Here is a 24,714-nt window from a genome sequence, read left to right as displayed (position 1 = left end):
GATCAGCCTTTCTTTTTAAACTGAGAGGGTGACATTTGTTTGTACGTTTTGAATATTTTATTAAAGTGGCTGGCATCATTGAAACCCAGCCTGTCGGCAATTTCACTGATATTATAATGGCTTTGCAGTAAAAGCTTTTCAGCAGTCTTCAGCTTATGCTGTATGATATGCTGTTGTATGGAGAAACCTGTCTGTTTTTTAATATAAATGCTGATGTAATTGGGAGAAAGCATAAATTCTTCAGCCAGGTTTTCAATTTTCATTTTATCAGCATCCAGAGCATTGACATTGATATAATACAGTATCTTTTCAATTCTGTTTAGATTTTGAGTGAGCCGGTTTTTTGCAGTAGCATTTTGCATCGTATTCCGGATAAGAATAGTCATGATACCCGAAAACAGATCAGTAGTTATCTCTTTGTTATAGGTGTTTTTATGGCTGAATTCATACAGAAGAATCCGGGCAAGCTGTAAAAGATGTTCCCTGTCTGTTTTGCTCTTAATCGCTGATTCATATACAAAGGAATGATCTTCCATCAGGAGCTGTACAGCCTTTTTAAGTTCATTGTTTTTGTTGGGCAGTAAGTTTTCCCAGATATACTGTTCTGTGAATTTTATATAAATGAATTTCGTTTTGTTTTTAATTGAAAATTCGTGGCCGTCACTTGGTCTGAGTAGAAATACATCCCCTTTTTTATACGGGAAAGTAATGCTGTTGAGGTGATGAAATCCTTTTCCGTTTTCTATAATGATCAGTTCATAAAAATTATGATTGTGATATTCAACATCCCAGTTTTCCTTTTCAATACTGAAAACATTGAAAGAGCTGAAATTAACGATTCGTTTCATAGAAGAATGGATTTTTACAAATTTACCATTAATTTTTACAATATATGCCAATGGATTATTGATGAATTTTGCCTTATCAATACATTCAAAATGAAATATATAAAACAATCAGTATTGCTGCTTGCCTCTGCAATTGTTCTGATGTCCTTTTCTGATCATGAAAAGGGTAAAACAGAAAAAAAGCAGCAGTATGAAAAACAGGCCCGAACAAAAAAATACTGGCCCAATGGTGCTCAATTGGTTATTTCTGTCTCCATGCAGTTTGAAACAGGTGGACAACCGGAAGGCGCTGAAAGTCCTTTCAGTGGAACGCCTCTTCCCAAGGGACAGCCGGATCTTCCCGCAGAAAGCTGGTACCGCTACGGAGGAAATGAAGGAATTTACCGTATGCTGGATTTATGGAAAAAATATGATATTAAAGTTACCTCTCATGTAGTAGGAAGTGCTGCTGAAAAGTATCCAGAAGTCGCTAAAGCTATTGCAAACGGAGGTCATGAAATTGCCGCTCATGGTTTTACCTGGGATAATCAGTGGAATAAAAATTATGCTGACGAACTGAATTTCGTAAAGAAAGGTGTGGATGTTGTAGAAAAGATTACAGGACAGAAAGCTGTTGGGTATAATGCCAACTGGCTGAGAAGAAGCCCGAATACACTTAAAGTATTACAGGAACTGGGTTTTCTGTATCATATTGATGATCTAAGCCATGATGAACCTTTTATAACTAAAGTAAAAGGAAAAAACTTTGTAGTCGTTCCTTATACGCTTCGTAACAATGATATTGTCAATATTGAAGGGAAACACTGGAGCCCGGAGCAGTTTTTGGCCCAGCTGAAATTTGAATTTGACCGCTTGTATGAAGAAGGAGCTTCCAAAAGGAGAATGATGAGTATCAGTTTTCACGACAGAATCGGTGGAACTCCTGCAATGGTACATGCTATGGAAGAATTTATAAAATATGCCAAAGAAAAGCATGGCGTAGTCTTTATGAGAAAAGATGATATTGCGAAAATGGTGATGAACGATCCCGATACTCCGGTTGACAACAGCGAAGAAAAGTTTAATAAGTAAGGAAGCTGGAAGCTGGAAGAAGAAAGTTATCGAAGTCTGTAAAAACAAATTAGAGATAATTGAAAAACACCGTAAAAGTGAATCACAGCAGATTTATATCTTCCAGCATCCGGGTTCCCGTTTCCATCCTAAAAAAAATACCTTTATGAATAACACAAAAACAGCCTATTTTTTCCTTCGTGTATCGATGGGAATTAACCTTTTGGGACACGGATTGGTTCGTCTCGTGAAATTGCAGGACTTTGCATCAGGAATGGTGAAGGGTTTTGAAACAAGCTGGCTTCCGCAGCCATTGGTCCATCTTTTTAGTGTCACTCTCCCCTTTCTCGAATTTACAATCGGCCTTCTGCTGATCATTGGTTTTAAAACCCGTATTGCGGCGATGGCCGGAGCTTCTCTGATTATCCTGCTCCTTTTTGGAAGCAGTACTGTTGAAAACTGGGAAGCAATGGGCATTCAGATGATCTATGCAGGCCTGTTCTATATTCTGATCAGCAGAATTGAGGATAATTACCTGGCCTTGGATCGAAAATAAAAACAGTAAGGCTGAAAAAGTAAAGAATTATACCTGATTATTGTAAAGTTTTTTACTCTTGATCCAACCACAAAAGTCACAAAAGGGTTCATTTTAGTACACTTAAGTTTATTTAGGTAAAATGATATCGCATGAAAGTTCACATAAGATGAAAATCTTTGATTTTCACAAAACTTTGGTGTACTTATTACACACAATGTTAGGCTCTGAAAAAATTGAAGTATTTAAAACTTTTGTGCCTTTTGTGGTTAAAAATGAATTCAATGCTGTATTTTTATTTTCTCAGCCAAATTATTTCCTGCTTTTTTACATTGGTCAGAGATTATGTTACAACTTCCTTAGATTCAGTTACTCTGTTTTTATAGTTATGCCCGAATTTTGTATCAGAAATAAAAGAAACTGAAAGTATTGGGTTTATTTTCAGTGAAATAGGTAACTCTCAAAATTTAAAAATGATGCAAACTATATTAGGAGCCAACGGCCAGATTGGTGAAGAGCTGGCAAGAGAACTGAAAAGGAATTATACTTCAGATATCCGTATCGTCAGCAGAAAGACAAAAAAAGTAAATGATACAGATACTGTTTTTTCCGCAGATTTATCAGACAGGGAGAAGGCAGTTGAAGCTGTGAAAGGAAGTGAAATCGCTTATTTTACCCTGGGACTTCCTATGGATACCCGTTTATGGGAAAAGCAGTTTCTGACCATCATGAAAAATGTTATTGAAGCCTGTAAAATCAATGGTACCAAGCTCGTGTTTTTTGATAACACCTATATGTATCCTCAAAATAATGAAGTTTTAACTGAACAAACCCGATTTGATCCTGTCGGAAGAAAAGGAACTGTAAGAAAACAGATGGCCGAAATGCTTTTAAAAGAAATGAAAGCAGGAACCATAGAAGCAGTCATCTGCAGAGCTCCTGAATTTTATGGTCCCGGAAAAACACAAAGTATTACCAACAGTCTCGTTTTTAATGCCATTAAAGAAGACAAAAAGCTGAAAGTCCCTTTAAGAGATGATAAATTACGAAGCCTGATCTGGACTCCCGATGCGAGCCGTGCCACTGCTTTGATCGGAAATACACCGGATGCTTACGGACAGACATGGCATTTACCTGTAGATGATCATAAGCTGAATTATAAAGAATTCATTGCGCTGGCTTCAGAAGTTTATGGGAAAGAACTGAAATATTCGGTTATTCCAAAGCTCGCCTTTTCAATCGGATCCTTTTTCAATAAAAATGCAAAAGAGCTATTAGAACTGCTTCCCAGATATCAATATGATAACCTGTTTGATGATTCAAAATTCAGAAAGAGATTCCCGGAATTTCCGGTAACTACTTACAGACAGGGAATTGAACAGATTAAAAAAGAACAGCAAGCCGCAAAATAATCCTATCAAAATAAGTAACTTAGAGACACCATCACCAAAACCGAAGGACAAAATATTCCCCTCCTTCGGAGGGGTGGCGAAAATTCAAAGAATTTTTGACGGGGTGGTAAAAAAGAATAAAATGAAAACTCCAGAAAAAGTAACCTCCATCACAGCATTACACAGGTATCTGAATCTGAAAAGGCCGTCTAATCCTTTGATCAGTGTGTTTGATTTTAATGAAGTAACTATAGATCCGAAGACTGTTCTGAGTGCTGTGACCACAGATTTTTACGTGGTTTCCCTTAAAAAAGATTGTGCAGGGAGATGTAAATACGGACAGCATTATTATGATTTTGAGGATGGAATCATGTATTTTATTGCTCCCCATCAGGTATTACAGTTTGAAGATATTCTGCTTTCCGAAGTAAGAGGAAGTGTACTGGTTATTCATCCTGATTTTTTACAAGGTTATCCATTAGCCGCTATCATAAAGAATTACGGTTATTTTTCGTATTCTGCTAATGAAGCTTTGTATCTCTCCGAAAAGGAAGAAAAATCCGTAACGGATATCATGGATAATATCAGCAGGGAGATAGAAGCCAACATGGATAATTTCACCCAGGATTTGCTGGTTTCCAACATTGATTTACTGTTAAAATACTGTGACAGATTTTACAACCGCCAGTTTTTAACACGGAAAAAGGTGAATCATGATCTTTTGACACAGCTTGAAACTTTACTGGATGATTATTTTAAAAATGAAAAACTGCTGATTGACGGGATTCCTACTGTACAATTTGTGGCAGCTCAGATGAATATCAGCCCCAATTATCTGAGTGATATGTTAAGAGTTCATACAGGACAGACCACACAACAGCATATTCAGAACAGAGTGATTGAAAAGGCCAAAGAACTGCTTTCCACTACTACTTTATCTGTTTCTGAAATTGCTTATAATTTAGGATTTGAACATCCGCAGTCATTTCACCGTTTGTTTAAAAACCAAACTACTGTTTCACCTTTAGAATTCAGAAAATCTTTTAATTAATCGTATCATGATGAAAAAAATATTGCTAATCGTAACAAATATAGATCAGTATGCCAGTGGTAACTTTAAAACAGGTTTATGGCTTAGCGAGCTTACCCATATATATCATGCGGCAAAGGAAAAAGGATGGCAGGTCACCATAGCTTCTCCAAAAGGAGGAAATACTCCTGTTGACCCCGAAAGCCTGAAACCTCTGGTCCTTGATGGAATTTCAAAAAAATATTATGAAGATCCTGAATTCATGAATGAACTGGCCCATACAAAAAGTCTCAATGAGGTAAAGAATGAATCTTTCGACTGCATTTATCTGGCCGGCGGACATGGAACGATGTATGATTTCCCTGATAATACTACTTTACAGACTATACTCAGAGATCAGTATGAAAATAATAAAATGGTTGCTGCAATCTGCCATGGAGTTGGAGGATTGTTGAATGTAAGGCTTTCAGGAGGTGCATATATGATTAAAGGTAAATCGATCACTGGATTTGACTGGTTTGAAGAAACTTTGGCAAGAAGAAAAAATGAAGTTCCTTTTAATCTTGAAGCCGCTCTTAAAGAACGGGACGTACATTACAAAAAAGCATTTATTCCGATGACTTCCAACGTTATTGTTGATGGACATTTGATTACAGGACAAAATCCTTTCAGTTCCAAAGAAATGGCTAAAGTAGTAACTCTTGAGCTTGAAAAATAAAGAGCAGGGATTGACAGTACAATATATGTTGTAAGATAAAGCGAAAAGTAAAACGCAAAGCTTAAAAAAGTAAGCTTTTTAATAAAGTGAGCAAATGGTTGCGACTATGTCGCTGATGAAGGTTTGGCTATACATGCGCTCAAAAAGAATCAATTGCGAAATCTAAATAATTGATGAGAGACTAAGATATCCTGTATTTAATTTTATCGGAGATAAAATCCTTGCGCCTTACAGCAGTTTTTTATTAATCATGTTGCGTCTTTGCGTTTTCCAAAAACATTTTATATGTAGTTTAAAAAAAATAAAAAAACGCAAAGTTTTAATGGTTTCAGATTCTTACTAAAAATGAGTAATGATAGTGTCAATACACTGCATCATTAATTTCCCCCCTGATGCCTCAAAATAAAGTAAAACATTAAAATCTTTGCGTTTAATACTTTTTTTCTGTTTTTATATTTGTTCTTATGAGAAGATCGATTTTGTTATCGTAATAAGGCTCATGGCAATAACCACCATTCCTACCACCACGAACATTTTCTTTGTTGGAAGTTTTGACGTAAGCATCGCAGAAAACGGAGCGGTAAAAACACCTCCCAGCAAAAGCCCCAAAACAATATTCCAGTGGTGGATACCTATCGTAAAAATAAAGGTAATGGCACTGGTAATGGTTAGTAAAAACTTGGCAACGGTAGAACTTCCCACTACATATCGGGGAATCCTTCCCTCTTTGATCAGCGTTCCGGTTACCAAAGGTCCCCAGCCGCCGCCGGCAAAAGAATCTATAAAGCCGCCTGCCAATCCTAATATTCTGAGATTGGTTCTGCGTTTGGCTTTCGCTTGTCCGGTTTTTTTATCTTTAAATGCATTGTTTAAGATATTAATTCCAAGATAGAGCGTGTAGCAGGCAATAATTGGTTTTACGATGTGAGCATAATGTTCACCATAATGAGACAGTGTTAAAGCTCCGATAACAGAACCCACAATAGCCAATGGAAACAGCACCCATACCATTTTTTTATTGACATTTCCCAGTTTATAATGGCTGAAACTCCCGGCTGCTGTGGTAAAAGATTCTGCGGAATGAATACTTGCGCTTACAACGGGAGGCGGGACATTCAGCAGTAAAAGGATTGTAGTACATATCACTCCATAGCCCATTCCCATAGATCCGGCGACAATTTCTGCCATAAAGCCAGCAAACAGCATCCAGTAAAAAATATGGCCATCTTTATTCAGAAAATGCTGAATATCATCTGAAAGATTAAATTGATAAACTACAAGTCCAAATAATCCGAAAAGAAGTAAAACACCTATGATGGCCAGATAGATGTTAGCTTTTCTCTGGGCTGTTTTGGTAATACTGATCAGCTTTTGAATTTCCATATCCGGTTTTGCAGCAACTTTTCCTTCGGACAGATATTCTGTTGTAATCTTATTAAGTTCTTTTACTTTATAATCGAAATCGCCTGTCAGTTGATTACGGATATGCTGCATATTGTCCAATACATGATCCATTTCGTCAGGAATCACTTCGGTAAAGGTTTCTCTTAATCTTTTAGCGATGGTTGGAGATTTTCCATTGGTGGAAATAGCTATTTTAAGACTTCCCTTTTTAACAATAGATCCTAAATAAAAATCACAAAGATCAGGTTTATCCGCAATATTGACCAGTACACTTTTTTGCTGGGCTTTTTCTTTGATTTCCCCGGCCAGTTCAACATCATTTACCGCAATAATGGCCAGATCAGTATCGTTAAAATCATGATCGTCATATGCTCTCTCATGAAGTGTTATATTGGAAAACTGGTTTTGTAAAGTTCTGACCTCCGGAATGATTTCTTTGGCTACCAGTTTGATGGATGTTTCCGGTGAATTGCCCAGAACAGATTCCAGCTTTTCAAGGGCAACCTTTCCGCCGCCAATAATCAGCAGCGAAAGGTTTTCAAGTTTTAAAAATATGGGATATAAAGAATTACTCATCCTGATTACAGTTTTAAGTCATAGGTAAAAGCGAGATAATACAGTCCTCCGATTTCAGGACCTGCTGCATACTGGAAGTAACGGCGGTTCAGCAAATTGGTAGCTCCAATCTTAATATTGGCATGGATTTCAGGCAGTTTCCATGTTGCCTGTGCATCAATGGTGTAATAAGCGGGAATTTCTCCGGATGCTAAAGGACTTTCCCACATAAAACCGCTCTGCCATCTGGCTACAAGAGTGAATCCTATATTTTTAACAATCTCTCTGTTTCCCAAGCTTACATTTACCATCCATTTCGGAGTGTTGAAAGCTGTAATAAACAGGTCTGAAGAATTGTTGGAAGCCAGATCATTATAGGAAACATTGGTGTTGATATTGTAATTTCCTGTGATATTATATCGGATTCCTAAAGATGTTCCGTAGCTTTTGTAGGTACTGTTGCTGTTGGTATAAACCCTGTATCGGTCCTGTTTACTTCTGTCGAGCATGGCAAGAACAGCGGTATTGCTTCCTACCTGGCTGTTTTTAGGAACAGCCACTTCTACCTGGCCCAGGAATCCTTCGTAGATATTGTAATAAAAATCCCAGTCCAGCACCAGTTTATTATTGAAAAAAGTAGACTTATACCCTACTTCAAACGAATTGATTTTCTCCGGCTGTAATTTCTGAAGATTCGCTACCGTTAAAAGCTGTTTGTTATCCTGAGCTGCCTGAGCCTGGGTTTTTCCTGCGTCAACATCAGCGTTTACTGCTGAGGTAAATTTATCGATGGATGCCAGCGTATAAGAGTTTTCCAGATAGCCTAATCCATCATTCACTTTTGAAAGTCCGCCTACTCTTCTTACATTTCCGTTATTCACGAATGAAAGGGCTTCAAATAAAGATGGAAAACGATAGCCGTTTTGAAAAGAGGCCCGGAAATTATGCTGTTTTACTGGGGAATACACTACACTTATTCTTGGATTTAGTTTGGCTTCAAATTCCGGGTTTCTGTCGATCCGTAAAGCGGCATTGATTTTTACTTTATCATCAAAGAAAAGCCTGGTAATCTGTGCAAAAGCCCCATATTTCTGATAGATAACATCTTTCCCGAAAGTACCATTGGCTAAAGGAATGTTTCTTTCGTTCACGGGACGATTGAAATCGACAAAATTGTTTCCATCCGGAGTAATGCTGTACAGTCGGTAATCCACACCAGCCAGAAGGCTGAATATCTTCACAAACCTACTGAAATCATAAGTAAGTTCTCCCTGATAAAAGCGGGATTTCTGTTCAAGTTTCGCTCCACCTGTTGCGGGAGCTCCGGCTACACCTGCATTCGCTGAATCCCAGTTATTAATGCCGACGATGGTATTTTTCAACTGTTCGAAAGCAGCAGTTCCCGGTACTGCCTTGTTTTTGTCGGCTTCCCGACGGGCAAGGATGAAAGCATCATTAAGATTGGTTCCGGCATTCAGACTGTTCTGAAGTGCGGTCTGGAATATATTTTTCCAGTTGGCATTGGAAAGATTCGTCAGATCAAGATTATCTGCCAAAGGTTTGAGATTATAAGAATCTCCTGTATTTTCTATGGATACATAAGCTCTGAAGGTTAATTCTCTTCCTGTCAGTTCTACTTTATGGTTCTGAACTGTGGCATTCTGCAAACGGATTTTATTCCCTCTCTGGAAAGTTCCGTCCAGCAAGCCGTAGCGATACACATAAGATGTTCTCCACTGGTCTCCGAAACGATAATATAATCCAGCATCGAACTTAATGTTCTTCACGTCAGGGCTTACCAGATCTTTTTCCAGATATCCGGTTCTCGAAACGTTGAATGTGGTTGGTTTTCCGTTGTAATCTACTTTTACAGCTACACGGTTGTTTCTTTCGTCACCGTATTTATTCCAAAGATCTTCAGCCGGATTGTTGGCCAAAGCAAAGTTAGGATTGGCTGTTACCAATGAACCTGGATTCTGATCTGTCAGATTATTGGAAATCCAGTCGGTTCCACTGAAATAGGAAGCATTTACCTTTACGGCAAAGTTTTTATTGAATACTTTTGCAAACCGGATGGCACTTTCTCCCAGAGAACTTACTTTATGATTGACATTATCTACATTATTCACTCCGCCCCGGAAATAAACGCTTATCCCTTCAGAGGTAAACGGATCTTTGGTCTGTAAACTTGCCAGTCCGTTGATGGCATTCATTCCGTACAATGCAGAAGCCGCTCCGGGAGTCACTTCCATCGACTGAATATCCAGTTCCGTAGGTCCTATTGCATTTCCCAACGGTACTCCCAACGTTGCCGACTGTACATCTACGCCGTCTACCAATTGCATGAAACGGAAATTGTTAGGTGAATTGAATCCTCTTGAATTTGGAATTTTCAACGTAAGGCTTGAGGTTAAAAGCTGCAGTCCTTTTACATTTTCCAGTGTTTCATAGAATGAGGCTGCCGGACTTTCCCTGATGGTTTTAATATCTATTTTCTCAATAGCGATCGGTGATCTTAATATCTTTTCCGGAACTCTGGAGGCGGAGATCACCACATCATCAATAATGGTATTCTGAGGATTAAGGCCTACCGTTATTTTGTTGGAAGGTGAAAGTATTTCAACCGTCTGACTGGTAAAGCCATCTTTCCGAATCACCACCCTGAATGGTATGGTAACCCTTGTTCTGATTTTAAAATTACCTGCCTGATCCGTTAATGCGGTATCCTGCGTGTTTTCGATCTGTACTTTTACGGAGTCAAGACCTTTTCGTGTATCTGTATTTTTGATGCTTCCGCTAAGCTCTATAAGCTGCTGCTGAGCTTCTGCCAGATTAAAAAATAGAAATGTAAATGCAATAATGCCTGCTTTTGGTAGAAAATTTCCCTGCTTTTTGTTTTTCATTTTTCTTCATTTTTTAGGTTGAGAATGAAGCTGCCTGAATTTTTAAATAAAACATAAAGTTTTTAAACCATTAAGAGTTGATAAGATTTTAAGGTATTTAAGAGTGCTTTGCATTAAAGAACAGGTCTTAAAAAATCATTTGATTTTACCTTAACTTTCCTTAATAACTTTAATTCCTTAATGGTTTGATTTATTAAGTGGTGAACTAAGATGCCTTACTATTTCAAACAGCTTTGTTTGTATTGTTATTTGAGAATCAACAACACATACACATTCGTCCGCTTAAATGAAGAGGTTGAGTTTTTTTGTTTTTTTTCAGATCATAATGAAAATTAGCCATATAATTAATTTAAGGTGTGTAAGTAACGGTATGAAAAATCACCAAATGTTTCCTCTGCCAGTCTTTTCTGTACATAAATCCCGAAAAGTTCATCCAGCGTGGTCAGAATTTCTTCCTCACCAATGTTTTCTTTAAATTTTGTATTCAATCGCATTCCTAAGCGGTCTCCTCCAATGTGGAGATTATATTTCCCGTAAGCAGTTCCCACAAATCCGATTTCAGCATTAGGGGATCTTCCGCAGCCGTTGGGACAACCTGTCATACGGATCGTGATATCTTCTTCCAACAAACCATATTTTTCAAGGATAGGCTCTATTTTTGTGACCAGTGAAGGCAGATAACGCTGGGCTTCCGCCAGTGCCAGTGAACAGGTATTTAAAGCTACACACGCCACAGAGTTTTTACGTAAAGCACTTGCTCCGTCGGTATTTTCTGAAATTCCGTGCTCTTTTAAAATACCTTCGATTTCAGGCTTATCTTCTTCATCAATATCAGCAAGAATAAGGTTTTGGTTGCAGGTAAAACGGAAATTGGCTTTCCCTGTCTGTGCAATTTTTAATAGTCCTGATTTTAAAGGATATCCTTCAATATCAAGGATTCTTCCATGCTCTACAAATACGGTGTAAAACCACTTTCCTTCATGATTCTGTATCCAGCCGTAACGGTCTTTTCTTTGTGTAAACTTAAATTCGCGGGCCGGCTCAAAACTGAAGCCTGCTCTCTTTTCTACTTCAGCTCTGTATTGATCGATACCTAATTTATCAATGGTGTATTTTAATCTTGATAATTTCCGGTCGCTTCTGTTACCAAAGTCTCTTTGTACCGTGATAATTTCGTACACGGCTTTCAATACTTTTTCCTCGGTATCCACAAATCCAAGGATAGAAGCAAGACGGGCATACGTAGCTTCATTTCCGTGAGTGGCACCTAATCCCCCTCCGGCAGCAATATTGTAACCTACGATTTTATCATTTTCGATAATCGCGATTAAGGCAATATCATTGATGAATACATCCACATCGTTATTGGGAGGAACGGCTATTCCAATTTTCAGTTTTCTCGGAAGATATCTGTCCTGATACAAAGGATCTTCCTCTGCTTTACGGTCTACCAGAAGTTCATCATCAATCCAGATATCATAATAAGCTTTGGTTTTCGGAAGACACATTTCACTGATTTTACCTGCCAGTTCGTAGGCTTCCTGCTGTAAAGGGGATTCCGAAGGATTGGCTGTACAGGTTACATTTCTGTTGACGTCTCCACAGGCCGCAATAGAATCCAGATGCTGCAGATTGAAGCTCTGGATGGTAGGTCTTAAATGAGATTTTAAAATACCATGCAGCTGAATGGTTTGTCTCGTGGTTATTTTAATGGTTCCTGTTGAATGATCTTCAGCCGTTTCATTCAATCCTACCCATTGCTCCGGAGTTAAAAAACCACCGGGAAGTCTTAATCTGATCATATAAGAATACAGCCATTCCAGTTTTTTGGAGACGCGCTCTTCCCTGCGGTCTCTGTCATCCTGCTGGTACATTCCGTGAAATTTGATCACAGTCTGGTCATCTTCTCTGATGGCTCCGGTGAAGTTATCTGCAAGACTTTCCTTTAAAGTTCCTCTGAGTCCGTTACTGCCGGTTTTAATTTTTTCTACCGGTGAAAGGTTCTCTTTATTGTTGTTCATAATTGTTTCCTTTAATTTTTACTGGTATTTCTTTTTAATACACATCTTTAGCATATCTGCCGCTCAGTTCCATTTCTTCCAGGTAGGTTACAGCATCTTCTTTGCTGCGTTTTCCTTCAGTCTGGATAATGGTGAGAAGCGTTTGTTCTACATCACGGGCCATTGGATCTTTAGCACCACATACATACACCGATGCTCCGCCTTCAAGCCAGTAAAAAACTTCCTGGGCTTTTTGTTCCAACCTGTGCTGAACATATACTTTTTCAGCTGTATCTCTGGAAAAAGCAAGATCTAAATGCGTCAGACTGCCTGTTTTGAGAAAATCCTGCAGTTCTGCCTGGTAAAGAAAATCTGATACGAAATTCCTGTCTCCGAAAAACAGCCAGTTTCTTCCTTCTGCACCTGTGGCATCACGCTCCCAAAGGAATGACCTGAAGGGCGCAATCCCTGTTCCCGGACCAATCATGATGATATCTTTATCCGCTTCCGGCAATTTGAAATGCCCTGCTTCCTGAATATAAAATTCCAACTCTTCTCCTTCTTTAAATTCACTCAGAAAGCCACTGCATAACCCATTATGTTTCTGATGGTCAATAAAGAATTCTGATTTAGCAACCGTAATATGAATTTCCATATCACCATGAGCTTCCACAGAGGAAGAAATGGAATACAGACGTGGTGCCTGAGCGGTTAATATCTGTAAAATTTCTTCAAATTCGTCTGCATTTTTTACAGGATAAATTCTAAGAAGATCAAGAAGACTTAATCTGACTTCCGGAATGGAATGCCCTGTTATTTTTGCATATTGAGCCACTACAGATTTAAGTAAATAGCTGATGTTAAGATGCTTGAGTAGAAGTTCTTCCACAGTGTCTGTAACTTTTGCTGTTTCAACCTGTTTTTTAGGATTAATTCCTGTGAGTGTAATAATCTCATCTACAACCTCTTTTGAATTGAAAGGGATCACTCCCAAAGCTGCACCTGGTTGATAACTAAGCGCTTCTTCTGTTTCAATTTCAATATGATAGGTTTCTTTTTCTGAGGTAATATCGTTCAGATTGATAATGGCTGAAACTTTCCCCTGATATCTTTTTCTTCCGGCGGAAACTTTTGGGGCTGAAATATTTTTTGTACTCTGCCCCGCATTTTTATTAACTGTTTCAAATACATGCTCTATCCAGTGGGAAGCTTCCTGTTCGTAATCAATGTCACACTTTTTCAATGGAATAATACGCTGGGCACCTAATATTTCAAAGCGTGAATCCACATCTTCTCCAGTCTGGCAGAACAGAGGGTAACTACTGTCTCCCAATGCCAGAACTCCGTATTTAAGTCCGTTGAGATCAATTTCATTTTCATAGATATAATCGTAGAATTTTTTAGCAAGAGCAGGCGGTTCACCTTCTCCCTGAGTACTGATGACGACAAAAAAGAACTCTTCTTTGGCAAGATCTTTAGGCTTGTATTGGGAAAGGTCAGCCAGCTTTACCTGAAGCCCTTTTTTCTTTACGATGCCTGCCAGTGCAGTGGCCAGTTTTTTGCTGTTTCCGGTTTCTGTACCGTAAGCCAGCGTTATTTTCTTTACAGGATTCTGTGTAGTAGTATTCGTTTCCAGTGGTGGCAGAACGGCTGTAATTGATGACCCTCCGGCAATACCCGCAAGATATCCGCTTGCCCAGATGGCTTCGTCTCTGGATAAGTCTCCGGAGATTTGTTTTAATACATTTAATTTAGATTCAGACAGCATATTCAAAGAAATTTTGAGTAGTAGGGATTAGACTTCCGTTTTCCACTGATTTGAAATAAAGACCTTCCTGCTCGGCATTTTCAAGCCATGAAAATTCTTCATGGAGGTTTACAATTTTGCCCACTACCACCAATGAAGGGGAAGCAAAGGTTTTGTCTCCGAATTTTTCGTTAAAATCATCAAATGATGATGTGTACACCTTTTGAAAAGGTGTTGTAGCCTGTTCAATGACTGCAATTTTTTTATCACCTGAAATCTGAAGTGCTTTCAGTTTTTCCACAAGAGGAGTAAGATTTCCTTTAGACATATAGAAAACAAGGGTATCATTGGTTAAAGCAAGCTCTTTCCAGTATTCTTCAGTTACGATCTCCGATTTATAATAGGTCAGAAAACGAACGGATGTGGAATATCCTCTGGCCGTTAAAGGCATTCCTGCAAAGGCGGCTGCTCCTAAAGCGGCTGTAATTCCCGGAATAATTTCGTAAGGAATATAATTTTCTTTTAAAGCCTGTAACTCATCAAGAATATTCGAGAATATGGAAACATCCCCTCCTTTGAGTCTTACGATGGTTTTATTCTGACGGGCATATTCCACCATCAAAGTATTGATATGAGACTGAGGGGTGGAAGCATTTTTGCTGCATTCTTTGCCTACATAAATGATTTCTGTGTTTTCATTAACGTAGGTTTCCAGAATCTCAGGACTTACAAGACGGTCGCATAAAACAACGTCTGCTTCTGCGATTGCTTTTACAGCTTTTACAGTGATCAGTTCAGGGTTGCCGGGCCCTGCACCGATAAGGAAGACCTTTGGTGATTTTATATTTGTTTTCATTGAAGTAGTTGTTAATTAAGGAATTAGAAAAGTCCTTCTACCGACAGATATCTCTCTCCGGTATCGTAATTAATTGTCAGGATTTTAGCGTTAGGTGGTATTTCCGGTAAATGTTTGGCGATGGCTGCTAAAGCGGCTCCTGTGGAAACTCCGACAAAAAGACCTTCTTTTTTAGCTGCGTTAAGGGCATATTCATAAGCTTCTTCTTTGCCTACTGTAATCACTCCATCTAAAAGGGTAATATCCAGAATGGAAGGAACAAAACCTGCTCCCAATCCCTGCAATGGATGTGGCGCCGGGCTTCCTCCGCTTAATACAGGTGATAATTCCGGCTCTACAGCTATTACTTTTACGTTGGGATATTTTTCTTTAACCACTTTTGCTATTCCGGTAATGTGCCCTCCGGTTCCCACTCCGGTAATGATGTAATCCAGACCATCCGGAAAGTCTTTTAAAATTTCCTGAGCGGTGGTTTCTACATGTACTTTTACATTGGCAGGATTGTCAAACTGTCTGGGAATCCATGAGTTGGGCGTTTCTTCAGCAAGCTCATTGGCTTTTTCGATAGCCCCTTTCATTCCCTTTTCTCTTGGGGTAAGCACAAATTCAGCTCCGTACGCTTCCATGATTTTCCGGCGTTCTATACTCATGCTTTCAGGCATAACAAGGATTAGTTTGTATCCTTTCACGGCAGCAGCCAAAGCGAGTCCTATCCCTGTATTTCCGCTGGTAGGCTCTATGATAACGCTGTCTTTATTTAATAATCCTTTGGCTTCTGCATCTTCAATCATCGCCAGTCCGATTCTGTCTTTAATGCTTCCGCCAGGATTGTTTTTTTCAAGTTTGATCCAGATTTCATGATCTGAACCGAAGAGTTTGTTGATTTTCACGACGGGTGTATTCCCAATCGTTTCTAATGCATTCTGAAATTTCATATCAATGTACTTTTTATTTTTGTTTTTTTAGATCACAAAGGTTAATGATTCCGGTAATGAAGAATTATCCTTTATTTTTATTTCACTTTTGTGGTAGACCAGAGAGTTGGCAGGAACATCCTGTGTAACCCAGACATTTCCTCCGATAATACTTTCTCTGCCTATTGTAGTTTCGCCTCCCAGAATAGTAGCTCCCGAATAGATAATCACATCATCTTCAATATTGGGGTGTCTTTTCTGATGGGCTTTTTCTTTGGAAACATTCAAAGCTCCGAGGGTTACTCCCTGATAGATTTTGACATTATTTCCGATAACCGTTGTTTCTCCGATCACAATTCCCGTTCCGTGATCAATAAAAAAAGACTTTCCAATGGTAGCTCCCGGATGAATATCAATTCCGGTTTTGCTGTGGGCATATTCTGAGATGACCCTTGGTAAAATTTTCACTTTCTGACTCCAGAGCTGATGCGAGATACGATAGACATACGTGGCAAAAAAGCCGGGATATGCCAGGTATACTTCTTCCAGTGAGTCAGCAGCAGGATCAAATTCCAGAATGGATTTTGCATCCAGCACCAGCTGATCATAAATTTCTGGTAAAGCTTCAAAAAACCGATTAACCTGTTTTTCAGTAAGGGTTTTATCTCCTGTTACCGTATTGATAAGTTCTGAAAGTGTTTCCTGCAGTGCCTCAAAATTTCTTTTCAGCTCATCTTCAGTATTGTCATGCTGAGGAAGGAAAAGTGTTTCATACAAATCCTTCACCCACTTTTTAGTCTTTATTTTATCAAAGAATCCATGAATACTGTTTTGCTTAGTCTGATGAATTCTCTCTGTTAATTGATCGGAAATTGCCATTTTTTCTATTGAATTATACAGGCTGCTACCGTTGAATTGGACGTTTCATCCACCAGAATGGCAGAGCCCGTTGTTTTGTTATTGGTAAAGCTGTCATAGACCAAAGGCTGTGCCGTTCGCAGGGTAACTTTCACAATTTCATTCAGTTTAATCTCTCCATCGGCCTGTTCCCTGATAAGAGTATTCACATTGATCTTGTAATCAACCTCTTTTACTACTGCTTTTATCAGTCTGCTGTTTTGCTGCAAAAGGTATTTGTTTCCTGGCTGCAGCGGTTTCTGATCCAGCCAGCATAAAAGAATTTCAAGATCTTTTTCAACGGCCGGAATATGTTCTTCCGTGGCAAAAAGATCTCCACGGCTGATATCAACGTCATGAGCAATATGAATAACGGCTGGCTGGCCTTCAAAGGCTTCTTCTTTTTCAATGCCATTGATCTCAATTTTGGTGATTTCAGTGGCCAGGTTTGCAGGAAGTATATGGATTTTATCTCCTTTGGTGAACTTTCCGCTTAATATTTGTCCGGCATATCCTCTGTAATCATGCAGTTCTTCGGTTTGAGGACGAATCACGTACTGAACCTGAAAACGGCTTCCGTTATTTTTTTCTTCATTGATCGTTACTTCTTCAAGATATTCCAGTAAAGAATTTCCTTCATACCAGTCTGTTCTGGAAGATTTTGAAACAATATTATCTCCTTTTAATGCAGAGATCGGGAAATAACTTACATCATTCAGTCCAAGATTTTCTGCAATTTTTGCATATTCTGATTTTATATTTTCAAAAACTTCTGCCGAATAATCTACCATATCCATTTTATTAATGGCTACAGCTACTTTCTTTAATTGTAATAAAGAGGCGATGATGGAATGCCTTCTGGTTTGTTCAATCACGCCTTTTCGTGCATCAATCAGAATAACCATCAGATCTGAGTTGGATGCTCCGGTGATCATATTCCGGGTATATTGTACATGACCGGGAGCATCAGCGATGATAAATTTTCTTTTTGCCGTTGAAAAATAGCGGTAGGCAACATCAATGGTGATTCCCTGTTCTCTTTCTGCACGCAGACCATCTGTTAAAAGAGCAAGGTCTACTCCGTCTTCATTTTTGTTTTTAGAATGTTTTTCAAGGACTTCCAACTGGTCCTGCAAAATACTTTTGCTATCGTAAAGCAGTCTGCCGATAAGGGTACTTTTACCGTCATCCACGCTTCCTGCTGTTATAAATCTTAATATATCCATCCGATTGTAATTATAAATGATAAGTGATAAATTATGAATGATAATTGATGAAAATACTTTGTGTAATCATTAATCAATTATCTTTTATCATTGACTAAAAATAGCCTCCTTTTTTTCTGTCCTCCATAGCGGCTTCTGTTACCCTGTCATCAATTCTGGTTTCGCCACGCTCTGAGATTCTTGTAGCTACGATTTCTTCAATAACGGCATCTATCGTAACAGCATTAGATTCCACAGCTGCAGTACAGGTCATATCTCCTACGGTGCGGTAACGGATTTTCTTAGTAGTAATGACGTCTTCCGGTTCTAAAACCACATGGGAAGAATTGGCCAGCCACTGTCCGTTGAAATCGATTACTTCTCTTTCATGCGAAAAATAGATGGAAGGAAGTGCAATTTTTTCTCTTCGGATATAATTCCAGATGTCAAGCTCTGTCCAGTTGCTGATAGGGAAAACCCTTACATTTTCCCCTTTGTGAATCTTTCCGTTAAAGATATTCCAAAGTTCAGGACGCTGAAGTTTAGGATCCCACTGCCCGAATTCATCACGAACGGAGAAGATCCTTTCTTTGGCCCGGGCTTTTTCCTCATCTCTTCTGGCTCCTCCTATGCAGGCATCGAATTCAAATTCTTCAATCGTATCAAGAAGCGTATAGGTTTGCAGCCAGTTTCTGCTTGGGAATTTACCTTTAGCTTCAGTCAGTTTTTTACTTTTTATGGTGTCTTCCACTTTCCTTACTACCAGATTCACATCCAACTGCTGTACCAGCTGATCACGGAAATCCAATACTTCCGGAAAATTGTGGCCGGTATCTACATGAACAAATGTAAACGGAATTTTCCCATGGAAGAAGGCCTTTCTTGCCAGATGCGCCAGTACGATACTGTCTTTTCCTCCACTGAATAACAACGCCGGACGTTCAAACTGGCCTGCGACTTCTCTTAATATATAAATAGATTCGGCTTCTAACTGATCTAAATAATTTAAACGATGTATTGACATTTTTTTCTTTTTTTATTGATGAATATGCAGACCGCATTCTTTTTTGTTGGCATCTTCCCACCACCAACGGCCTGCTCTGAAATCTTCTCCTTCTTTGATCGCTCTGGTACAGGGCTCGCATCCTATGCTCACAAATCCTTTTTTATGAAGGTGATTGTAAGGTAAATGATGATCTTTTACATACGTTGTCACCTGTTCTGTCGTCCAGTGAAGGATGGGATGAAATTTTATGATTCTGTTATCCGGATCCCATTCCAGCTGAGGCATATTCTGTCTGTTGGGAGAATGTTCGGATCTCAGACCTGTGATCCAGACTTCGTAGCCTTCCAGTGCTTTTCTTAAAGGATGAACCTTTCGGATGGTACAGCATGCTTTCCTTTTTTCTACAGATTGATAGAAGGAATCAGGGCCGTTTTCTGTTACAAATTCTCTGAGCTCGTCCGTATCCGGATAATAAGCTTTGATGTTCTTTTTAAAGAAAGCCTTGGTGGAAGTCCAGGTTTCATAAGTCTGTTCAAAAAGTCTTCCCGTATCCAGGGTGAAAATTTCAATATTTAAATCTTTAATCAGATGAGTGATGACCTGATCCTCGTAACTGAAACTGGTTGAAAAGATCACTTTACCTGGGAATCTTTCAGTCAGTATTTGCAGTGCATTAGTTTGAAAAGAAGCTTCATCAGCCTCTTTCACAAGATTTTCGAATTCATTTTTCAGACTGTTTTCCATTTTGAATTGAGATTTAAGTCTTGCAAATATATATAAAATTCTATAACTCCTATCAAAATAGTAGAATTTAAATAAAAAAAATTTTATTCTTTATTGATGAACTTGGTTAAGGTAGCTTCCATCATGCTTTTTCTGGTCTTTTCACGAACGATCATAAGTTCTTTCCTCAGATAGCATACTGCTTCGTCTACACAATCATCACATGCTTCGTAAAAATTTAAAGAAACGCATGGCGTAAGAGCGATCGGGCCGTCAAAGATTCGGTAAATGTCTGCTAATGAGACCTCATCGGGTGATTTTAAAAGATAATACCCGCCTACTTTGCCTTGCTTGCTGTTAACGAGTTTGGCTCTTTTTAGTTCGAGAAGAATCTGTTCCAGAAATTTCTTGGGAATGTTTTCGTCCTGTGCAATAACGGAAGTTGGCAGAAAGCCCTGGTTATAATTCCTTGCTAATCTGACCATTGCTTTAAGCGCATATTTGCAACGTTTCGACATCATAATTTCTGCAAGTTATGATAAATTATCTGATAAATGAAATGTTTTTATAGCTGAAAACTTTGTATTTTAACCACAAAAGCCACAAAAGATAAAAACACTTAAGTTGATTTTAAGTACAGATAAACTGCTAAGAAGTTCACTTAAGTTTAAAAATCGAAGATTTTTATAATACACAAACATCTGTGTAAATCCGTGAAATCTGTGGGAAAAGCTAACCACCCCGGCAAAAATTCTTTGAATTTTTGCCATCCCTCCACAAGAGGGGAATTCTAAGCCCTCCGTTTGTAATATGAGCCATAAGTTTACTCTTTCTGTAAAATAAAATAAGCCAGTTCTCTATCCTCCCGTTTTAGATTTTCAACTCTTTTAAAGCCGCTTTTCAAAAGTACTTTTTGGGACCCGATATTATCAAGATCAGTTACTGCTACGATATCTTTCTGATGATTTATTGATAAACAGTGGTCAACAAGTGTTTTACAGACGTCCGTTCCGAGACCTTTACCCCAGTATTTTTCATCTAAAGTATAGCCTATTTCCATCTGATCAGGATTGTCGAGAAAGATTCTAGCAAGGCACATTCCAACAAAATCATTGTTCTGGGCTTGGAAAATTCCCCATCTGCTGAATGGTCCCTCTTCATAATCTGCCAATGCTTTGTCAAACATTTCTTTATATTCTTCCGGGGTTTTGTAGGGCAGATATCGGGTTACATTTTCATTTTCAAAAAGAGTGGAAAATAATGAAAATTCTTCAGGGGTAAATTCACGGATAATGATCCTGTCGTTTTTATAATGCATTGAATATTGTTATCAAAGAATAAAATTACATAAATAAATGAAGAACTGCTCATAAACAGGATAAAAAAATTGGGCTTACAATGAAGCCCAATCAACTGTATATGAATAGTAATACTATTTTTTAATGAATTTCTGAGAAGTTTTCCCTAAAGAGGTTTCAATATCAATCAAATAAGTTCCGCTTAGGAAGTGTTTAACGTCAACCTTATCACCAATAACTTTAGCATTCATTTTTCTTCCAAACATGTCGTAGACAGAAATTGATTTGATTTCCCCCTTTGTTTTAATTGTCAAAACATCAGAAACCGGATTTGGATAGATAGATGTTTCTATGTTTGTTGTATCAACATTTGCAGTGGATAATAGTGTACAAGGTGTTGTAATACTTCCATATGGTTGTGTGTTGTATGCAAACTCAGTGACAGAATAATTTGAACCATTTGCCCCCACAATCACTTTGAAATAACCGTTAATGCTGTAGCCATCGAATTGATTTCTAAAACCAACATAAGCTGTTTTTCCGGACCAGGTAGTATAGGTAGGAGTATACACATCCAGTTGTCCGGGAGTCCAAGTTGGATACCCTATATTATTTGCATTCGTTATGGTGGTGCAAGCCGGAATTAAACTGATATTTCGTGTTCCTGTTTCACAAACCAATCCTTTCCAATAGGTTTCCAACTTTAATTGATTGGCAGCATAGTACCAAGCGCCATATCCCGCATCATCACTAAGTTCAGGGTTAATGATAAAATATTTCCAAGGTGCTCCGGGGTTGGTTGTTACTGTTGTTGCTGTTGGGTTGGCATAGCTTTCTAATGGAGTCCCGGTAACTATTTTATAAGGATCTTTATAAGAAAAAGTTAATGCTAAAGCTGTGGTTGATCCTAGTGAAGTTGTGCCTCCTGTTATAGCTGGATTCAGGAATGTAATTGAAGAATTCAGGACCTGACTTTTGGGATGACTGGTTGCAGCACCATTTATGGTAAGTGCAGCAGTTGTTGGGCTTGTAACTACTATAGTTGCTGCTAGTCCTGCTGGTAATGAAGAAGTGAAATGTGTTCCTGCTGTAAGAGTTGTTCCATTGGGTACGGCAAATGTTGCTGAATTTAATGTAATTGTTGATGTAGGAGCAGAGGCTACTGTTCCATCTAATGATACCCTACCGTTATTGTCTAAGTTCTCTGTAAATGTACTGTTGCTAAGGGTCAGCCTAGGTGGCGTATTAGCAACTCCGGTTGCAGCTAAGTTGGCAGGCTGCCATAAATTTATTCTTGAAGGATGGTTTAATGCTGCCAGCATTCTGTTAACCTGTCCATTGGTAAACATTTTATAACAGCCGGCAGAACCATTGTATCCCATATAGTTTTCAACATTTACTTTTTGTCCAAGACAATTGTTACCAGAGTTACATCCCAATCCGGAAGAAGTATTTTCTACAGGGGTGTCTGCAACTCCATCCCCATCATTACCTGGATTTGCAGTTGAACAAAGAACATTGAAGGTGTGCTGAAGATTTAGCCAATGCCCGAATTCATGAGTGAATGTATCAGAAAACTCGTTTGAAGCTACTGTTCCTGCAGCATTAAATATATAACGTCCATTATAAACAACTCTGGCTGTATTTACTGAAGTCATGTATGAATCCGGATACCAGGCAACTCCTGATTGATATAAATCCTTATTGGCATATAGGTCATTTTGGATATACACATTCATATACTTTGTATTATCCCAAGCATCGGAGCCAATTTCTGCATCATATCCGCCTCCATTGCCATATCCGCCTTTGAAAGGGTGAAATACTACTCCACTTGTTGCTTTTCCGGTTGGATCAATTTTAGCTAATCGAAATTCAATGCTTAACGCTCCTCTGATAGATTGGAAATCAGGATCAACGGTATTTGAATCCGTGTTGATTCCATTGAAATTTAAGTTGATTTGTTGCAGTAAGTCAACTACTTTTTGGTAATTTACTTTTACATTACTTTGAGATTCTCCATACACATGAAAAACCACAGGGATGATGTAGGTTGGATTGCTGGCCCTATTATTCAATGAATTTTTGTCTGATCCCATTTTTTTTACGAAATCTTGAGTGTATTTCTCAAAATTTTCATATTCAGCCTTAGATTCAGGGTGCAGTTCAAAATGTTTTTTCATCATTTCATCTGCTTTACACTCACGAGGTCTGTTTTCCTGAGCAAAACCTATTACTGGAAATAGGGAAACAATTAGTAGTAATTTAAATTTTTTCATAAATTTTGGATTTGGTTGTTAATAAATTATTTAAGTAATCAAATTGTTTTAGCTTTAATTTGGTGTGTTATGTGATGTTTTTTAACTAAATCTATCAGGGTTGAATATTTCTATATCAACCGTTGGCTTTTCGTCATTGGCAAGTTCTGAAACTGTTTTTCCAAAAATGGGTCCTAGGCTTAGTCCCATCATACCGCCGCCGCCTGCGATAATCAGGTTCTTCAATTGGGAAGACTGTCCTAAATACGGAAGGCCATCCGGGGCGCAGGGTCTGTATCCAAACCAGATTTCGGATTCTTTAGGGGATTCAACCTTAAAATCGGGTAAATATTTGGGGATGGATTGGATGATTCCTTCTACCCTTTTCATATTAATTTTATCCTGATGGGAAGCCAGCTCCATCGTTCCGCCGAAACGGATCTGTCCATTCATTGGAGTCACTGCTACTCTAGCTTCGAGTAATAAAGCGGCATGCTCTAATGTATTATGCGGATTTTCCGGTTGGTGCATCAACGAATAACCTTTCCCGGGCATTAATTGTATTTTAATACCTGCTTTTTGTGCAAGCTCAGGTAAAAATGAACCTCCTGTCATGATAAACTGGTCGGCTGTAAATTCTTTACCATTGGCAATGACCGTTTTAATCGTATTTCCAAAAGTTTTAAAGCCCGTTACTTGATGATGAGTATGAAAAACGACACCTTTATTTTTAAGATAAGAGATCATTTGTTTCATCAGTTTCATGGGATTCATATGGCCGTCGCACTTATAATTAACCCCACCGGTTACATCCAGCCGGACATTGGGCTCCAGCTCCTGAATTTCTGATTGATCCAGAATATCAACAGATAATCCCATATTGATGGCTTTGTAAGCCAACTCTGTCTCTTCTTCTGCCACTTTCTCAGTTTTATAGAGCATTAGAATACCATTTTGATTCAGTTCAAAATCAAATCCGTCTTTTTGGGCAATTTCATCATACAATTTGCTGCTTGCCAGATTAAGATCCCGGATTGCAGCAGCAGAGTAATCAACATGTTTCTGGTTGGAATGTTTCAAAAACTTCAATCCCCAGGAAACCAGCCTGGAATTGAGTGAAGGTTTTACATAAAACGGACTTTTACTGTCAAACATCCAGCGTATTCCCTGAGCAACTACACCCGGTGCGGCCAACGGGGTAAAATGACTGGGCACAATCATTCCTGCATTTCCATAAGAACAGTTGTTGGTAAGATCATTTTGTTCCAGAATTTCCACCTGCCATCCTTTCTGTAAAAGATAGTACGCTGAGCTTAATCCTGCTATTCCTGCACCGATAATCAGTGCTTTTCCTTTATTCTGTGTCATATGCTTGT

At 38.6% G+C, this 24,714-nt stretch carries 20 protein-coding genes; 5 read left to right on the top strand and 15 right to left on the bottom strand.

The features are described from left to right. Positions 1-2: 2 nt before the first annotated feature. Positions 3-848, bottom strand: a complete 846-nt coding sequence (locus DEU39_RS05180; protein ID WP_147367554.1) for an AraC family transcriptional regulator — start codon at positions 846-848, stop codon at positions 3-5. 90 nt (positions 849-938) lie between these two features. Between DEU39_RS05180 and DEU39_RS05175 the strand changes: the two genes are divergently transcribed. From DEU39_RS05175 to DEU39_RS05150, 5 genes are all read left to right on the top strand, one after another. Then, positions 939-1,919 (top strand): polysaccharide deacetylase family protein, encoded by a 981-nt coding sequence (locus tag DEU39_RS05175; protein ID WP_120232198.1) that lies wholly within the window; start codon positions 939-941, stop codon positions 1,917-1,919. Between the two features lie 145 nt (positions 1,920-2,064). After that, positions 2,065-2,454, top strand: a complete 390-nt coding sequence (locus DEU39_RS05170) for a DoxX family protein (RefSeq protein ID WP_147367553.1) — start codon at positions 2,065-2,067, stop codon at positions 2,452-2,454. Positions 2,455-2,909: 455 nt separating this feature from the next. Further along, positions 2,910-3,845: an NAD-dependent epimerase/dehydratase family protein gene (locus DEU39_RS05160; protein WP_120231178.1), complete on the top strand. Its 936-nt coding sequence runs from the start codon at positions 2,910-2,912 to the stop codon at positions 3,843-3,845. A 121-nt stretch (positions 3,846-3,966) separates the two neighbouring features. Beyond that, a complete protein-coding gene (locus DEU39_RS05155; RefSeq protein ID WP_120232197.1) occupies positions 3,967-4,875 on the top strand; it encodes a helix-turn-helix domain-containing protein in 909 nt (302 codons plus the stop codon). 7 nt (positions 4,876-4,882) lie between these two features. Continuing rightward, on the top strand, positions 4,883-5,572 hold the full coding sequence (locus DEU39_RS05150; RefSeq protein ID WP_228436652.1) for a type 1 glutamine amidotransferase domain-containing protein: 690 nt from the start codon (positions 4,883-4,885) through the stop codon (positions 5,570-5,572). 462 nt (positions 5,573-6,034) lie between these two features. Here DEU39_RS05150 and DEU39_RS05145 read toward each other — a convergent pair whose 3' ends face one another. The 14 genes from DEU39_RS05145 to DEU39_RS05080 form a co-directional block, all read right to left on the bottom strand. Then, positions 6,035-7,552, bottom strand: a complete 1,518-nt coding sequence (locus tag DEU39_RS05145; RefSeq protein WP_120231176.1) for a TSUP family transporter — start codon at positions 7,550-7,552, stop codon at positions 6,035-6,037. A 5-nt stretch (positions 7,553-7,557) separates the two neighbouring features. Next, entirely contained in the window at positions 7,558-10,434 is a 2,877-nt protein-coding gene (locus tag DEU39_RS05140) for a TonB-dependent receptor (RefSeq protein ID WP_120231175.1), read from the bottom strand. A gap of 344 nt (positions 10,435-10,778) precedes the next feature. Next, the gene (locus DEU39_RS05135) at positions 10,779-12,455 is read right to left on the bottom strand and encodes an NADPH-dependent assimilatory sulfite reductase hemoprotein subunit (protein WP_120231174.1); all 1,677 of its coding nucleotides are present in this window, start codon (positions 12,453-12,455) and stop codon (positions 10,779-10,781) included. A gap of 34 nt (positions 12,456-12,489) precedes the next feature. After that, entirely contained in the window at positions 12,490-14,202 is a 1,713-nt protein-coding gene (locus tag DEU39_RS05130) for a sulfite reductase flavoprotein subunit alpha (RefSeq protein ID WP_120231173.1), read from the bottom strand. After that, positions 14,192-15,037, bottom strand: coding sequence for a uroporphyrinogen-III C-methyltransferase (cobA, locus tag DEU39_RS05125; protein ID WP_120231172.1), 846 nt, complete (start codon positions 15,035-15,037; stop codon positions 14,192-14,194). Before cobA ends, DEU39_RS05130 begins: the two co-directional genes overlap by 11 nt. 23 nt (positions 15,038-15,060) lie before the next feature. After that, positions 15,061-15,972 (bottom strand): cysteine synthase A, encoded by a 912-nt coding sequence (cysK, locus tag DEU39_RS05120; RefSeq protein ID WP_120231171.1) that lies wholly within the window; start codon positions 15,970-15,972, stop codon positions 15,061-15,063. Positions 15,973-15,999: 27 nt separating this feature from the next. Next, entirely contained in the window at positions 16,000-16,830 is an 831-nt protein-coding gene (epsC, locus tag DEU39_RS05115; RefSeq protein ID WP_120231170.1) for a serine O-acetyltransferase EpsC, read from the bottom strand. Between the two features lie 5 nt (positions 16,831-16,835). Beyond that, on the bottom strand, positions 16,836-18,074 hold the full coding sequence (locus DEU39_RS05110) for a sulfate adenylyltransferase subunit 1 (protein ID WP_120231169.1): 1,239 nt from the start codon (positions 18,072-18,074) through the stop codon (positions 16,836-16,838). Between the two features lie 94 nt (positions 18,075-18,168). After that, a complete protein-coding gene (gene cysD, locus DEU39_RS05105) occupies positions 18,169-19,077 on the bottom strand; it encodes a sulfate adenylyltransferase subunit CysD (protein ID WP_120231168.1) in 909 nt (302 codons plus the stop codon). Positions 19,078-19,089: 12 nt separating this feature from the next. Next, positions 19,090-19,803, bottom strand: a complete 714-nt coding sequence (locus DEU39_RS05100) for a phosphoadenylyl-sulfate reductase (protein ID WP_120231167.1) — start codon at positions 19,801-19,803, stop codon at positions 19,090-19,092. An 83-nt stretch (positions 19,804-19,886) separates the two neighbouring features. Beyond that, the gene (locus tag DEU39_RS05095) at positions 19,887-20,303 is read right to left on the bottom strand and encodes an RrF2 family transcriptional regulator (protein WP_062669451.1); all 417 of its coding nucleotides are present in this window, start codon (positions 20,301-20,303) and stop codon (positions 19,887-19,889) included. Between the two features lie 302 nt (positions 20,304-20,605). Next, the gene (locus DEU39_RS05090; protein WP_120231166.1) at positions 20,606-21,100 is read right to left on the bottom strand and encodes a GNAT family N-acetyltransferase; all 495 of its coding nucleotides are present in this window, start codon (positions 21,098-21,100) and stop codon (positions 20,606-20,608) included. Between the two features lie 114 nt (positions 21,101-21,214). Further along, a complete protein-coding gene (locus tag DEU39_RS05085; protein WP_120231165.1) occupies positions 21,215-23,359 on the bottom strand; it encodes a zinc-dependent metalloprotease in 2,145 nt (714 codons plus the stop codon). Positions 23,360-23,440: 81 nt separating this feature from the next. Then, complete coding sequence (locus DEU39_RS05080; protein ID WP_120231164.1) at positions 23,441-24,706, bottom strand: NAD(P)/FAD-dependent oxidoreductase; 1,266 nt, start codon at positions 24,704-24,706, stop codon at positions 23,441-23,443. Positions 24,707-24,714 lie beyond the last annotated feature (8 nt).

It is taken from the genome of Chryseobacterium sp. AG363 (assembly GCF_003610675.1).
Lineage (GTDB): Bacteria > Bacteroidota > Bacteroidia > Flavobacteriales > Weeksellaceae > Chryseobacterium > Chryseobacterium cucumeris.
The sequence above is the reverse complement of the archived record's forward strand: the minus strand, read 5'-3'. Positions and strand labels throughout refer to the sequence as shown.